The 14,836-nt window shown below is 73.0% G+C and carries 12 protein-coding genes and 1 pseudogene; 11 read left to right on the forward strand and 2 right to left on the reverse strand.

Annotated elements, in window-relative coordinates:
* Window positions 1-2: 2 nt before the first annotated feature.
* The 5 genes and pseudogenes from rbfA (at window position 3) to MILUP08_RS08640 (ending at window position 4,082) form a co-directional block, all read left to right on the forward strand.
* Window positions 3-503, forward strand: coding sequence for a 30S ribosome-binding factor RbfA (gene rbfA, locus MILUP08_RS08620; RefSeq protein WP_007456683.1), 501 nt, complete (start codon window positions 3-5; stop codon window positions 501-503).
* Complete coding sequence (locus MILUP08_RS08625; protein WP_007456684.1) at window positions 500-1,558, forward strand: DHH family phosphoesterase; 1,059 nt, start codon at window positions 500-502, stop codon at window positions 1,556-1,558. Before rbfA ends, MILUP08_RS08625 begins: the two co-directional genes overlap by 4 nt.
* A gap of 123 nt (window positions 1,559-1,681) precedes the next feature.
* Window positions 1,682-2,089 (forward strand): hypothetical protein, encoded by a 408-nt coding sequence (locus MILUP08_RS08630; RefSeq protein ID WP_007456685.1) that lies wholly within the window; start codon window positions 1,682-1,684, stop codon window positions 2,087-2,089.
* Window positions 2,089-2,298 carry a DUF6186 family protein gene (locus MILUP08_RS08635; RefSeq protein ID WP_193376611.1) on the forward strand — a complete coding sequence of 70 codons (210 nt, stop codon included), beginning with the start codon at window positions 2,089-2,091 and terminating at the stop codon, window positions 2,296-2,298. Before MILUP08_RS08630 ends, MILUP08_RS08635 begins: the two co-directional genes overlap by 1 nt.
* A gap of 459 nt (window positions 2,299-2,757) precedes the next feature.
* Window positions 2,758-4,082: pseudogene (locus MILUP08_RS08640) on the forward strand (MATE family efflux transporter).
* Between the two features lie 14 nt (window positions 4,083-4,096).
* Here the strand turns inward: MILUP08_RS08640 and MILUP08_RS36590 are convergent.
* Window positions 4,097-5,113, reverse strand: a complete 1,017-nt coding sequence (locus MILUP08_RS36590; RefSeq protein ID WP_007456693.1) for a hypothetical protein — start codon at window positions 5,111-5,113, stop codon at window positions 4,097-4,099.
* 193 nt (window positions 5,114-5,306) lie between these two features.
* Here MILUP08_RS36590 and truB point away from each other — a divergent pair, with 193 nt between their 5' ends.
* The 6 genes from truB (at window position 5,307) to dapB (ending at window position 12,603) form a co-directional block, all read left to right on the forward strand.
* Entirely contained in the window at window positions 5,307-6,191 is an 885-nt protein-coding gene (gene truB, locus MILUP08_RS08650; RefSeq protein WP_007456695.1) for a tRNA pseudouridine(55) synthase TruB, read from the forward strand.
* A gap of 78 nt (window positions 6,192-6,269) precedes the next feature.
* Window positions 6,270-7,199 carry a bifunctional riboflavin kinase/FAD synthetase gene (locus tag MILUP08_RS08655; protein ID WP_007456697.1) on the forward strand — a complete coding sequence of 310 codons (930 nt, stop codon included), beginning with the start codon at window positions 6,270-6,272 and terminating at the stop codon, window positions 7,197-7,199.
* Between the two features lie 190 nt (window positions 7,200-7,389).
* Entirely contained in the window at window positions 7,390-7,659 is a 270-nt protein-coding gene (rpsO, locus tag MILUP08_RS08660) for a 30S ribosomal protein S15 (RefSeq protein WP_007456699.1), read from the forward strand.
* 225 nt (window positions 7,660-7,884) lie between these two features.
* The gene (locus MILUP08_RS08665; protein WP_007456701.1) at window positions 7,885-10,281 is read left to right on the forward strand and encodes a polyribonucleotide nucleotidyltransferase; all 2,397 of its coding nucleotides are present in this window, start codon (window positions 7,885-7,887) and stop codon (window positions 10,279-10,281) included.
* Window positions 10,282-10,328: 47 nt separating this feature from the next.
* Complete coding sequence (locus tag MILUP08_RS08670; RefSeq protein ID WP_007456703.1) at window positions 10,329-11,753, forward strand: M16 family metallopeptidase; 1,425 nt, start codon at window positions 10,329-10,331, stop codon at window positions 11,751-11,753.
* A 97-nt stretch (window positions 11,754-11,850) separates the two neighbouring features.
* Window positions 11,851-12,603: a 4-hydroxy-tetrahydrodipicolinate reductase gene (gene dapB, locus MILUP08_RS08675; protein WP_007456705.1), complete on the forward strand. Its 753-nt coding sequence runs from the start codon at window positions 11,851-11,853 to the stop codon at window positions 12,601-12,603.
* A gap of 76 nt (window positions 12,604-12,679) precedes the next feature.
* Here dapB and MILUP08_RS08680 read toward each other — a convergent pair whose 3' ends face one another.
* Window positions 12,680-14,773, reverse strand: a complete 2,094-nt coding sequence (locus MILUP08_RS08680) for an amylo-alpha-1,6-glucosidase (RefSeq protein WP_007456707.1) — start codon at window positions 14,771-14,773, stop codon at window positions 12,680-12,682.
* Between the last annotated feature and the right edge of the window lie 63 nt (window positions 14,774-14,836).

Below are 14,836 nucleotides of genomic sequence, written 5' to 3' on the forward strand. Positions count from 1 at the left end.
AGATGTCTGATCCGGCCAAGGTACGCCGGCACGCGGAACGGGTGCGTGAGCTGGTCGCGTCGGTGGTGCGGAGCCAGATCAAGGACCCGCGGCTCGGCATGATCACCATCACCGACGCCCGGATCACCGCTGACCTGCGTGAGGCGACGGTCTTCTACACGGTGCTCGGCGACTCGGTGGCCCAGGCGGACACCGCGGCGGCTCTGGAGAGCGCCAAGGGGCTGCTGCGCAGCACTGTCGGCAAGGCGCTCGGGCTGCGGCACTCGCCGACGCTCGCCTTCGTCCTGGACGACGTGCAGGACCAGGTCAAGCACATCGACGACCTGCTCGCCGCCGCCCGCAACGCCGACGCAGAGGTGCAGCGGCTCGCCGCCCGGGCGGAGTACGCGGGCGAGGCGCAGCCGTACCGGGTCGACGACGACGAGACCGACGACGACGAGACCGACGAGGCCGACGCGGCCGCGGACGTCACGGAGAACCCCCGGGGTGGGGCAGCGCGGTGACGGCCGCCGCCGGTGCCCAACTCGCCGCGGCGGTCGACGCCGGCCCGGCCGAGGCGGACTGGGCCGCGGCGGAGGCGCTGATCCGCGCCCTCCCGTCGACGAGCCGGGTGCTGTTGATCTGCCACGTCAACCCGGACGGCGACGCGCTGGGAAGCATGCTCGGCTTCGGTCTGGGCCTGCGCCGGCTCGGCGTACACCGGTTGCAGGCGACCTTTCCCGGGCCGCCGGAGGTGCCCGACCCGTTCCGGGGGCTGCCCGGCCTGGAGCTGCTGGTCCCGGCGAGCGCGGCGGACCCCGCTCCGGACCTGGTGATCTGCTTCGACGCGGCAAGCGAGTCGCGCCTCGGTGAGCTGGCCGGCCGGTTGTCGACGGCGCCCGCCGCTCTGGTGCTCGACCACCATGCCTCGAATCCGGGCTTCGGCACCGTCAACCTGGTCGACCCGCGGGCCGCCGCCACGTCGGTGGTGGCCGAACAGTTGTTGGCGCGACTGGGCGTACCGCTGGATCGGGCCATCGCCGAGTGCCTGTACGTGGCGCTGACCACGGACACCGGCTCGTTCCGGTTCGAGGCGACCACTCCGGCGGTGCACCAGTTGGCCGCCCGACTGCTTGCCACCGGCATCTCACCCGGGGACATCTCCCGGCGGGTGTTCGACACCCGGCCCTTCGGCGCGGTCCGCCTCTTCGGGGAGGTGCTCGGCCGTGCCCGGCTGGAGCCGGCCGCCGCCGACGGCCGAGGGCTGGTGTGGACCTTCGCCACCCTCGACGACCTGGCCCGCCACGAGCAGCGGCCGTACGTGCTGGAGGCGCTCATCGACTCGGTGCGCTGCACCGCCGAGGCGGACGTGAGCTGCGTGCTGAAGCAGACCGCCCCGGACGAGTGGGCCGTGTCGATGCGGAGCAAGGGCGCGGTGAACGTCAGCCGCGTGGCGGTGGCGCTGGGCGGGGGTGGCCACACGTTCGCGGCCGGGTTCACCGGCCGGGGGACCGCCGAGCAGGTGATCGAGGCGATCCGCGGCGAGCTGACCGGGGCGCTGCTCGCCGGCGACGCCTGACCGTCCGCGGGCCGTCCGGGCGTACGGGCGGCGGTGACCGTGCCCGCCGGGGCGGGAAGTTCAGGGTCAGCTCCGGGGAGTGTCGGTCTTCCCGCGCTCCGTGAGAACGGGAAGAATTGCGGGATGGAGCAGCCGCACGACCTCTCCGTGGAGGCCCCCCGAGCCTGGGACCGGCCCGCCGTCTCCGTCCCGGTTCTCCTCTGCCTGTCCCTCGTCGGTGGTCGGTTCGCGTCCTTCTCCACCGAGGCGAATCTCTACACGCTCGGCACCGGCGGCGTGTTGATCTGGCTCGGTCTGAGCAACCGCGTGCCCCGGCGGCCGGCACCGCGTCGGCTGGGCGCGGGAGCGGCGTGGTGGGCGCTGCCGGTGGTGGTCTTCGGCGTCTTCGAGGGTGCGACCTTCGTGCTGGCCGTGGGCGACGACTTCCCCACCTTCTCCCGGCTGGCCGATCCCCTGCTGGAGGACCATCTGACCCGGTCGGCGGCCTGGTTCGCCTGGCTGGCCGCGTTCTGGGGGTTGGTGCGGCGATGATGCGGGCACTCGCGATCGGCGGCTTCCTCACCGCGCTCGCCCTGTTCGTCGGGGTCGAGTGGCTGGCCCGGCGGGAGGGTTCCCGCATACCGACCCTGGGCGAGGTCTGCGCGTACGTGATGCGGTACGAGGTCGGTTGGGTGCCGGTGGGCAGGATCGGTCTGTTCGGGTTCTGGTGGTGGCTGGGCTGGCACTTCCTGGCCCGGTGAGGCGGGTGCCCGACCGTCCAAATGGCGGGAACGGGAAGCAGCATGTGGACCTGAACGATAACTTGGGAGGCGGCCGGCGCCACGTGGTGACGCAGGTCGTGGGCGGTGGTGCCACACCTCGCGCTGCCTCCCTCCAGGGTCGGACCGACCCGGGCTCACGCTGCCCAGCCGGCTGCTCCGGTAACCCCGGACCGCCGTGGGGCGCTCAGCACGACCGCCCGTGAGGGCCGCCGCGTGCCGGTGGCTCGCACCCTGGAAGGAGCGCCACCATGCCGAACAAGCCCAAGCCCGAGACCACCAAGACCACCACCGACGACGCTCGCGAGCAGGCCCGCCGCGCGCTGCAGACGTCGATGGACACCCGCCAGTGAGCCGATCCGCCCGGCGGTGACGCCGCCGAAGGAGTAAGTCCCCGGCGGGATTGCGATCCTTACCGTCGCCGTGCCAGGATCGGCGGCGATGAGCCACCCTGCCAGCACCACCGACCGAACCGCCTCGCCACGCCGGATCGCCGGCCTCGCGTTGCCGGCCCTCGTCGTCCTCGCCGCCGAGCCGCTCTACGTGCTCGTCGACACGGCAGTCGTCGGTCACCTCGGCCGGGTGCCCCTCGCGGCGCTCGCCGTCGGCGGCACGGTGATGACGCTCACCGCCTGGCTCGGCACCGTCGTCGCGTACGGCACCACCGGGCGGTCGGCCCGCCGCTTCGGCGCCGGCGACCGGGCGGCGGCCGTGGCCGAGGGAGTCCAGTCGTCGTGGCTCGCGTTCGGCGTCGGGCTGCTGGTCGCGATCGGCATGCAGATCGGCGGGGGCGCGTTGGCGCGTACCCTCGCCGGAGGTGGCGGCGACGTGGCCGACGCCGCCGCTCAATGGCTGCGGATCGCGGCGCTCGGCGCCCCCGGCCTGCTGCTCGCCGCCGCCGGCAACGGCTGGCTGCGCGGCGTGCAGGACACCCGCCGGCCGCTGCTCTTCGTGCTCGGCCCCAACCTGCTCTCCGCGCTGCTCTGCCCGCTGCTTGTCTATTCCGGCGGGCTCGGCCTGACCGGTTCGGCGGTCGCCAACGTGGTCGCCCAGACGATCGCCGGTGGGCTCTTCGCCGCGGCGCTCGTCGCCGAACGGGTGTCCCTGCGGCCCCGGCCCCGGGTGATCCGCCAGCAACTCGTGCTCAGCCGGGACCTGCTGATCCGGGGCGTGGCGTTCCAGGCCAGCTTCCTCTCCGCGACCGCCGTCGCGGCCCGCTTCGGCGCCGCCGCCGTCGGCGCACACCAGATCGCCCTGCAACTCTGGTTCTTCACGGCGCTTGTGCTCGACGCCCTCGCCATCGCCGCGCAGTCCCTGGTCGGCGCCGCGCTCGGGGCCGGCGACGCGGCGGACGCCCGCGCGCTGGCCCGCCGGATCGGCCTGCTCGGCGGCATCTGTGGCATCGCCTTCGCGCTGCTCATCGCCGCCGGCGCGGGCGTCGTGCCGTCCTGGTTCAGCTCCGACGAGCAGGTCCGCGAGCAGGCCATGGTGGCCTGGCCGTGGTTCGTCGCCATGCAGCCCCTGGCCGGAGTGGTGTTCGCGCTCGACGGCGTGCTGATCGGCGCCGGCGACGTGCGCTACCTGCGCAACCTCACCATCGTGGCGGCGCTCGGCGGCTTCCTGCCGGCCATCTGGCTGGCGTACGGACTCGACCTGGGGCTGGGCGGCATCTGGGCCGGGCTCACCCTCTTCGTGGCGATCCGTCTCGTCGCGCTGCTACTGCGGTTGCGCAGTGTGGCTGGGCGGTGGTCGGGGCCGTCCGCTGACGGTCCGCCCCGGTTCAGCAGTTCTCGCCGTCGCCGGGACGCCATCCGGGGCCGTAGACGTCCCCGGTCGGCGCGGTGTTCGGCAGGCCCACCTCGGGCGCGGTCTCCAGGTCGATCCGACCCTTCCGGATCGCCGCGCAGGTCGCGTTGAACACCGTCACGTCGGCGCTGTCCACCCACAGCCCGGCCGAGCCCGCCCGCACGTCGTCGTGGTGCGGCAGGTGCCAGACGACCTGGTCCCGGAGGGTGACGAGTTCGGCGCCCGGGGCGTACGCCTGCGGGCGGGGCAGGCCGAAGGGGTAGACCCAGATGAACCGGGTGGTGATCGCCAGCACCCGGATCCCGTCGCTGTCGGTCGTCGACAGGTACTCCACGGTGCCCCTGGCCCGGATGCCCTCGGCGAGGTCGAGGTTCGGGTCGGTGGCGGAGTCGACCCGGGTGGCGTAGTTCAGGCTCGTCCCCTGCGTGAAGTCCTTGCCCAGGTGGGCGCGGGCGTCCGGGGCCAGCAGGGCGAGGAACTGGTCCGGTTTGCCGAAGAGCATGGACGGATCGAGCCGGCTCTGGATCAACGCGTTCCTGACCTTCGCCAACGCGTCACCGACCTGCTTGGCGGTGAACGGCGCGGCAGCCCTGGCCGCCGGGAGCGTGATGGCCGTCGCACCCACGGCGAACGTCTCCGCCGGCGTGCCGACGTACGGTCCGAGGCTGTTGCCGCTCTCGTCGACCGGCCGGGGCGGTGCCGTCGGGGAGCCCCGATCCAGCAGCGGCTCCCCGTCCTGGAGCCGCTGCACGGTGCTGTACCCACTCCAGGCCAGCACGGCCAGCAGCGTCAGGGCGACCAGCCCACCGACGCCGCCGAGCAGCTTGCCCGCGTGCTGCTCCCAGCCCAGCCGCAGCCGATCCGTGCCGGTCACGGGGGCTTCGGTCGCCGGGCCCCGCATCCAGTCCGGCACCCGGATGTCGTCGGTCTCGCTGGCGACCGCGTACCGGTCGGTGGTGCTCGGCGGGCTGGCGGGGTCTTCGCTGGTCATCGTGTCGTCCTGGTTCGGCGGGAACGGGCGAGTGATCTTCGCATCCGGCCGGCGGCGGTGCTGTCCCGTCCGGCGGGCCCGGAACCAGCGGGCACCAAGGGCGCTGCCGTGGGGGCAGCGGGCCGGGACCGGGCGGCCGGAAACCAGCGGGCGACTCCGGTCGCCGCCGGGCGGTCTGGCAGGCTTGGGCGACGTGAGCACCGATGGTCTGATCGTGGTCGACAAGCCCGGCGGCATGACGTCGCACGACGTCGTGGCGCGGATCCGCCGACTGGCGAAGACCCGACGGGTCGGGCACGGCGGCACCCTCGACCCGATGGCCACCGGTGTCCTGGTGATCGGTGTCGGCCGGGCCACCCGACTGCTGACCTACGTGATCGGCGCCGGCAAGAGCTACACCGGCACCATCCGGCTCGGCCAGGCCACCGTCACCGACGACGCCGAGGGCGACGTGATCGCCAGCACCCCGGCCGGTCAGGTCACCGACGATGCGATCCGGTCGGCGCTGACCGCGTTGAGCGGCGAGGTGGACCAGGTGCCGAGCGCGGTCAGCGCCATCAAGATCGACGGCCAGCGGGCGTACAAGCGGGTACGCGACGGCGAGAGCGTCGAGCTGCCGGCGCGACGGGTCACCATCTCCCGGCTGGAGGTGCTGGCGATCCGCCGCACCGAGCCGGACGTGGTGGACGTGGACGTGGACGTCACCTGCTCCTCGGGGACGTACATCCGGGCCATCGCCCGGGACGCGGGCCTGGCCCTTGGTGTCGGTGGGCACCTCACCGCGCTGCGCCGCACTGCGGTCGGCGGCTTCACCCTCGCCGAGGCGGCCACGCTCGACGAGTTGGAGGAGCGCGCCCCGGCCGTGGTCAACCTGCCGCTGGACGCGGCGGCCGACCGGTTCTTCCCGCGCCGGGAGGCGACACCCGACGAGGCGAAGGTGCTCGGCCACGGCGGACCGCTGGACCCGGCCGGCATCGTCGGGCCGTACGCCGTCTTCGGACCGGCCGGCGGCCTGATCGCTATCGTCAGCGAGCGGGACGGGCGGGCCCGCGCCGAGATCGTGCTCGCCCCCGCCTGACGGCGGGACGCAGGTCCGCCGGCTTCGCCGCCGGCGGTGTCGACCCGCCGACCGGCGGGACAGCAGGAGAGGAACGGCATGCAGCGGTGGCGGGGGTACGACGCGGCGCCCGGTGGTTGGGGGCGCTCGGTCGTCACCATCGGCGTCTTCGACGGCGTGCACAAGGGGCACCAGGCGACCATCGGGCACGCCGTGGCCCGGGCCCGGGAGCTGGGTGTGCAGTCGGTGGTGGTCACGTTCGACCCGCACCCGGCCGAGGTGGTCCGTCCCGGCTCGCATCCGGCCGTGCTCACCGAACCGGCCCGCAAGGCCGAACTGATCGAGGCGCTCGGCGTGGACGTGCTCTGCGTGGTGCCGTTCACCCCGGAGTTCTCCCGGCTGACGCCCGAGCAGTTCGTGCACGACATCCTGGTCGAGCACCTGCACGCGGCGCTCGTGGTGGTCGGCGGCAACTTCCGCTTCGGGCACCGCGCGGCGGGCGACGTGGCGCTGCTGGAGCGGCTGGGCAAGACCTTCGGCTTCGGGGTGGAGGGCGGCCCGCTGGTCGCCGAGGCCGGCACGGTCTTCTCCTCCACGTACATCCGCTCCTGCGTCGACGCGGGCGACGTGGGCGCCGCGGCGGTCGCGCTGGGCCGCCCGCACCGGGTGGAGGGTGTGGTGGTCCGCGGTGACCAGCGCGGCCGTGTGCTGGGGTTCCCCACCGCGAACCTGCTCTGTCACCGGTACGCGGCGGTGCCCGCCGACGGCGTGTACGCCGCCCGCCTGATCCGTCGGGGCCAGTCCGAGCCGCTGATGTCCGCGGTGTCGGTCGGCACCAACCCGACCTTCTCCGGGCGGGAGCGGCGGGTGGAGGCGTACGCGCTTGACTTCGACGGCGACCTCTACGGCGAGCGGCTGGCCCTGGACTTCGTGGCGCACCTGCGGGGTCAGGTCCGCTACGACTCGATCGAGCCGTTGATCGCCCAGATCGAACAGGACGTCGCACGCACCCGGAGCGCTCTGAGCTGATCATCCACCGGGTCACGCAGGCCCTTGGCCGGGTGTTACCCGTGGGTGCTGGTAGTCTTGCGGGGACGTCGGGTGACCGGCGTGGGGCCTCGCGTGCCTGCTCGACGCCGCGGGTGCGAGGTACCGGTCCGTTCCCGGTCCATCGGGACGACGGACACCTACTTGATCAACCCATCGAAACAGGGAGAACATGGCGCTCGACCAGGAAGCCAAGGCCAGCATCCGCGCGGAGTACGCGACCGCCGAGGGCGACACCGGTTCGCCGGAGGTCCAGGTCGCGGTCCTCACCAAGCGGATCGCCGAGCTGACCGAGCACCTGAAGGTGCACAAGCACGACCACCACAGCCGCCGTGGGCTGCTGCTGCTGGTCGGCCGGCGCCGTCGGTTGCTCAACTACGTCCAGAAGAAGGACATTGCCCGCTACCGGACGCTCATCGAGCGGCTCGGTCTGCGCCGGTGACGTGACGGGGGAGCGGCCGTACGGCTGCTCCCCCGATCGGCGTCCCACCTGAAGAACACGGGCCGCGCGACCAACCCGAGAGGGAGCCGGTCAGCGTACCGGTCTCCGGTAGTGGCCCCCGGGAACCCGGCAGCACGCCGGCACCCGGGCGCTTCGATCGAAGACCGGCCGGCTGAGCAGCTCCCCGACGTCGCGGGCCCACGACGCGAAGGAGCACGACAGCACATGACCGAGACCAAACTCGGCACCGAATCCCGCACCGCCGTGATCGACAACGGGTCCTTCGGCACCCGCGAGATCACCTTCTCCACCGGTCGGCTGGCTCGCCAGGCCGCCGGTTCCGTCATCGCCCAGCTGGGTGAGACGGTCGTTCTCTCCGCCACGACCGCCGGTAAGCACCCGAAGGAGCAGTTCGACTTCTTCCCGCTGACCGTCGACGTCGAGGAGCGGATGTACGCCGCGGGCCGCATCCCCGGCTCGTTCTTCCGCCGTGAGGGTCGGCCCAGCGAGGACGCGATCCTCACCTGCCGGTTGATCGACCGGCCGCTGCGCCCGTCCTTCGTCAAGGGCCTGCGCAACGAGGTCCAGGTCGTCGAGACGATCCTGGCGCTCGACCCGCAGCACCCGTACGACGTCGTGGCGATCAACGCCGCCTCGATGTCGACCAAGCTGTCCGGTCTGCCGTTCTCCGGCCCGATCGGCGCGACCCGGGTCGCCCACATCGACGGCCAGTGGGTCGCGTTCCCGACCCTGGAGGAGCTGGCTCGCGCCACCTTCGACATGGTCGTGGCCGGCCGCACCCTCGACGACGGCGACGTCGCGATCATGATGGTCGAGGCCGAGGCCACCCCGAACGCCGTCGCCCTCATCTCGGCCGGCGCCACCGCCCCGACCGAGGAGATCGTCGCCAGCGGCCTGGAGGCCGCCAAGCCGGCGATCCGTGAGCTGTGCCGCGCGCAGGCCGAGCTGGCCGAGGTCGCCGCCAAGCCGGTCACCGAGTTCCCGGTCTTCCTGGACTACCAGGACGACGTCTACGACGCCGTCTCCGAGCTGGCCCGCACCGAGGTGGCCGAGGCGATCACCATCGCCGGCAAGGCCGACCGCGAGGAGGCCCTGGACCGGGTCAAGGCCAAGGTCGCCGAGGAGTTGGGCGCTCGGTTCGAGGGTCGGGAGAAGGAGCTCAGCGCCGCCTTCCGGTCGCTCACCAAGTCCGAGGTGCGCAACCGCGTGCTGCGCGAGCAGGTCCGCATGGACGGGCGTGGCCCGCGTGACATCCGGCCGCTGACCGCCGAGGTCGGCGTGCTGCCCCGGGTGCACGGTTCGGCGCTGTTCGAGCGCGGCGAGACCCAGATCCTGGGCGTCACCACGCTGAACATGCTCCGCATGGAGCAGATGGTGGACACGCTGTCCCCGGAGAACCGCAAGCGCTACATGCACAACTACAACTTCCCGCCGTACTCGACTGGTGAGACCGGCCGGGTCGGCTCGCCGAAGCGGCGCGAGATCGGCCACGGCGCGCTCGCCGAGCGTGCGCTGATCCCGGTGCTGCCGTCGCGCGAGGAGTTCCCGTACGCCATCCGGCAGGTCTCCGAGGCGCTCGGCTCCAACGGCTCCACCTCGATGGGCTCGGTCTGCGCCTCGACGCTGGGCCTGCTCTCCGCGGGTGTGCCGCTGAAGGCGCCGGTCGCCGGCATCGCCATGGGCCTCATCTCCGACGAGGTGGACGGCAAGACCCAGTACGTGACGCTGACCGACATCCTCGGTGCCGAGGACGCGTTCGGTGACATGGACTTCAAGGTCGCCGGCACGCCGGAGTTCGTCACCGCGCTGCAGCTCGACACCAAGCTCAACGGCATCCCGTCGGACGTGCTGGCCGCCGCGCTGCAGCAGGCCAACGAGGCCCGGCAGGTCATCCTCGGGGTCATGAAGGCGGCGATCGAGGCTCCGGCCGAGATGTCCGACTACGCGCCGCGGGTCACCACGGTCAAGATCCCGGTGGACAAGATCGGCATGGTGATCGGCCCGAAGGGTCAGACCATCAACGCGATCCAGGACGAGACCGGCGCCGAGATCTCCATCGAGGACGACGGCACGATCTACGTCGGCGCCACCAACGGCCCGTCGGCCCAGGCGGCCGTCGACCGGATCAACGGGATCGCCAACCCGACGCTGCCCAAGCAGGGCGAGCGGTTCCTCGGCACGGTGGTCAAGACCGCCGCGTTCGGCGCGTTCATCTCGCTGCTGCCGGGCCGCGACGGCCTGCTGCACATCTCCAAGGTGGGCGACGGCAAGCGGGTCGAGCGCGTCGAGGACTTCCTCAACGTCGGTGACCGGGTCGAGGTCGAGATCGCGGACATCGACGCCCGCGGCAAGATCTACCTGGACAAGGTCCGTCCGGAGGGCGCCGAGGCGCCGGCCGCCGGTGAGGCCGCCGGTGGCGACCGTCCGTCCGGCCGGGACCGGGGCGACCGGGGTCCGCGTGACCGGGGCGACCGCGAGCGTGGCGGCGACCGGGGCGGGCGTGGTCCGGAGCGCGGCACCGGTGGCGAGGGTGGCAACGGCGGCGGCGAGGGTGGTGGCGAGGGCGGCGAGCGTCCGCGCCGCCGGACCCGGCACAGCTGACCACCAGCACCTGCAACACCCACCCCTCGTCGAACCGGGAGCAACACGTGAGTCGGGCCTTCAGTGCGCCGTTTCCACCGGATCGACGGGGGGTGGCCCCTGGCTGGCGGGCCAGCCAATCGAGTCGCGCCCGGGACAACGGGGCGGGCCGCTCCGGCGGCGCCGCCCGCGCGGTGACCCGGACGCTCAGCGACGACCCGCTGGGCGGCACGATACGACGTACCGTGCTGCCCAGCGGCCTGCGCGTGCTCACCGAGGCGATCCCGGCGATGCGCAGCGTGTCCTTCGGCGTCTGGGTGGCGGTGGGCTCGCGCGACGAGACCCGTCCGCAGGCCGGCGCCGCGCACTTCCTGGAGCACCTGCTCTTCAAGGGCACCCACAAGCGCACCGCGCTCGAGATCTCCTCGCAGATCGAGGCGGTGGGTGGCGAGACGAACGCCTTCACCACGAAGGAATACACCTGCTACTACGCCCGCGTGCTGGACGAGGACCTGCCGCTGGCGATCGACGTGATGTGCGACCTGGTCGCCGACTCGCTGCTGGAGCCGGCCGACGTGGAGACCGAGCGTGGCGTGATCCTGGAGGAGATCGCCATGCACGACGACGAGCCCGGTGACGAGGTGCACGACCTCTTCGCCCGGGCCGTCTACGGTGACCACCCGTTGGGTCGGCTGATCTCCGGCACCGAGGAGACCGTCACGCCGATGACCCGCAGGCAGATCCAGACCTTCTACCGGAGTCGCTACACGGCGCCGCAGATCGTCATCGCCGCCGCGGGCAACCTCGACCACGCCGCGGTGGTCAGGCTGGTCCGGCAGGCCGTGCGTGGCACGCCACTGGACAGCGACGCGGCCGCGCCGGCCGCGCACCGCGCCGCCACTCCGGCGGTACGCACCAAGCCGGCCACCACCCTTGTCGAACCGAAGGAGACCGAGCAGGCGCACGTCCTGCTGGGCTGCCCCGGCATCGACCGCACCGACGACCGGCGCTTCGCCCTCGGGGTGCTCAACAACGTCCTCGGCGGGGGCATGTCCAGCCGTCTCTTCCAGGAGATCCGCGAGCAGCGCGGCCTGGCGTACTCGGTCTACTCCTACGCCAGCCAGTACGCCGACAGCGGCCTGTTCGCCGTCTACGCCGGCTGCGCGCCGGGCAAGGTGGACGAGGTGCTGGCACTGACCCGCGCCGAGCTGGCCCGGGTGGCCGCCGACGGGTTGACCGAGGCCGAGGTGGCCCGGGGCAAGGGGATGAGCAAGGGTTCGTTCGTGCTCGGTCTGGAGGACACCGGTTCCCGGATGAGCAGGCTGGCCAAGGGTGAGCTGCTCTACGGCGACCTGATGCCTGTGGACGAGCTGCTCCGCCGGGTGGACGAGGTGAGCGTCGCGGACGTGAACACGCTCGCCGCCGAGCTGCTCGGCCGGCCGATGTCGCTGGCCGTCGTCGGCCCGTTCGGCGAGGGCGACTTCTCCGCCTGAATGGCCGTGGTCCGCGCGGTCGGTAACGCGTCCCGGCCGGTGGAGCGGGTCTGATCCGGCGGGGAGGGCACGTCCCGATTGGGATAGGTTGTGCCCCGTGACTGACGAGCAGGAGAAGATCCGGGTCGGCGTGTTCGGTGCCCGCGGCCGGATGGGCATCGAGGTCTGCAAGGCGGTCGACGCCGCCGACGATCTTGAGCTGGTGGCGTCGATCGACCAGGGCGACAGCCGGTCCGCCGTCTCCGACGCCCAGGTGGTCGTCGACTTCACCACGCCGGACGTCGTCATGGACAACCTGCGCTGGGCCATCGAGCAGGGCATCAGCGCGGTCGTCGGCACCACGGGCTTCACCGAGGAGCGCCTGGAGCAGGTGCGCGGCTGGCTGGCCGGCAAGCCCGGGATCGGAGTGGTGATCGCGCCGAACTTCGGCATCGGCGCCGTGCTGATGATGCAGTTCGCCGCGCGGGCCGCCCGGCACTTCGAGTCCGTCGAGATCATCGAGCAGCACCACCCGCGCAAGCTTGACGCACCGAGTGGCACCGCCACGCACACCGCCCGACAGATCGCCCGCGCCCGCGCCGAGGCCGGTCTCGGCCCGGTGCCGGACGCCACGAAGGACGAGGTGCCGGGCGCGCGAGGCGCCGAGATCGACGGGGTACGCGTGCACGCCGTGCGGGCCACCGGGCTCGTCGCCCACCAGGAGGTGCTGTTCGGCACCACCGGGGAGACGCTCACCATCCGCCACGACTCGTACGACCGGGCGTCCTTCATGCCCGGCGTGCTGCTGGCCGTCCGCGCGGTCCGCACCCGCCCCGGCCTGACGGTAGGACTGGACCCCCTCCTCGACTGACGACGCCCCGGGCACCCGCAGATCTTGGACACTTTCCGTCCGCGCCGAACGGAAACTGTCCAAGATCTGCGCTGTTTCAGCGGGGGAGGGACGGGGTTCTGGGGTGGCGTTGGGTCGGGACGGTCGGGGGCAGATTCGTGACGGTGGCCTCGCCCGTGCGGTCGACAGAGATGTCCACCGGGGTGCCGGCCACGCGGAGGCCCTTGACCGTGAGGGCGCCCAACTCGGGGCCGGCCAGCGGGGTCAGCCGGACCGTTCCGCCCGGCACGTCCGGGTAGAGGCCCGTCGCGGCCTGGAGCAGCAGGACCGCACCCGCCGCGGCCCACGCCTGGGGCCGGCACGCCGCCGGGTACGGCACCGGGCGGTCGAGCAGCGCACGGCTGTCGCCGCCGTGCAGCTCCGGCATCCGGTAGTCGAACGCCTCGGCCGCCGCGAGCAGCCCCTCGGCCAGGCCGAGCGCGCCCTCGCGGTGCCCGCTGCGGGCCAGCCCGGCGAGCACGATCGCGGTGTCGTGCGTCCAGATCGAACCGCAGTGGTACGACAGCGGGCTGAAGCCGGCGTCGTCGGTGGACATGGTCCGGAGTCCGAAACCACCGGCGAGCGTGTCGGTGGTGAGCAGGCGGGCGACCTGCGCCTCCTCGTCCACGGTGAGCAGGCCGGTGCCGAGCAGGTGACCGATGTTGCTGGTCAGCGAGTCGACGGGGCGCTTGTCGCGGTCGAGGGCCAGGGCGGGCTGCGGGCCGTACCGGCCGTCCACCCAGAAGCTCTGCCGGAACCGGCGGGCCAGCGTGGCGGCGTGGTCGCGCCAGCGGTCCCCACCGGGGCGGCCGAACGCGTCAAGCAGCGCGGCGCCGTTCACCGCGGCCTCGTGCGCGTACCCCTGCACCTCGGCCAGCACGATCGGCGCGGTGGCCAGGGAGCCGTCGCGGAACCGGACGGCGTCGCCGGAGTCCTTCCAGCCCTGATTGGACAGCCCGTGACCGGTGGTGTCGACGTACTCGACGAGGCCGTCGCCGTCCGGGTCGGCGTGCTCGCCGAGCCAGCGCAGGGCCGCCTCCAGGTGCGGCAGCAGCGGCTCGATCTGCTCGGCCGGCAGGCCCCAGCGCCACGCGTCGTGCAACAGGTTGACCCAGAGCATTGTGGCGTCGACAGTGCCGTAGTAGGCCGGCGGGAGTCGCAGTCCGTTCTCGGGCAGCGCGACCTCGTGCCGCCGCAGCTCGTGCAGGATCTTGCCGGGGGCCTCCCCGGTGGCCGGGTCGACGCGGGTGCCCTGTCGGCGGGCGAGCACGCGCAGGGTGCCGGCCGCCAGGTCGGTGCCGAGCGGCAGCATCATCCGCGCCGCCCAGAGGCTGTCCCGGCCGAAGAGGGTGAGGAACCAGGGCACGCCGGCGCCGAGGAAGACGTCCCCGGGCCGCCCGGTCTCGGCCAGGCGTAGCCCGCGCAGGTCGTCCAGGCTGCGGTCGAGGAGACGGACGATCCGCCGGTCGTCCGCGGTCACCTCGGGTCGGGCCCACTCCGGCTCGCCGGCCGGGCCGACCACCACGGCACGCGGGTCCTCGACTGTCACCTGCCAGCGCAGCACCGTCCCGCCTCCGGGGGGCAGGTCGATCGGCCAGGCCAGTCGGGGCGCGGCGGCCCGTTCGTCGGAGGCGAGGACGTCGGCGTCCGGCGCGGTGACCGTGACGCTGATCCCCCCGGCTGACCAGGTGAGCACGCCCGGCTGACCGGTCCTGGCCTCCAGCGGCGGGGCGGCGCGACCGGACTTGACCACTTCGATGGGCGCCAGGTCGCAGCCGAGGTCGACGCTCACGGTGGCCCGTACGGCGACCGTGGCGGTGGAGACGATCCGCAGCTCCTCGGTGAGGCCGTCGCGGGTGGCCCGACGGAGTCGGTCGACACGGACGGTGGGGTCGGGCGTGGGGTCGCCGAGCCAGCGTGCCAGGCCCACGAAGCGGGCGCCGTGCGGGCCGTCGGCCCCGCGGGTCAGCCCCTCCAGCTCCTGGTCGTCGACCCGCAGCTCGGCCCGGGAGAGCACGCGGGCGTCGGCGTGGAAGACGCCCTGGACGCCGGTCGGGCGGATCTGTCCGGTCGCGTCCCCCAGCGCGCTGGTCGGGGCGAGCACCACCCCCACCAACTCGTGCAGGAGGGGTTGCAGCTGGCGTTCGATCACGGGGCGGCTCCAGACCTCGGGGTGCGGGGCGGATGTCTTGACAACGCGCCCCCGGCGGTGCAA

It is taken from the genome of Micromonospora lupini str. Lupac 08, assembly GCF_000297395.2.
Lineage (GTDB): Bacteria > Actinomycetota > Actinomycetes > Mycobacteriales > Micromonosporaceae > Micromonospora > Micromonospora lupini.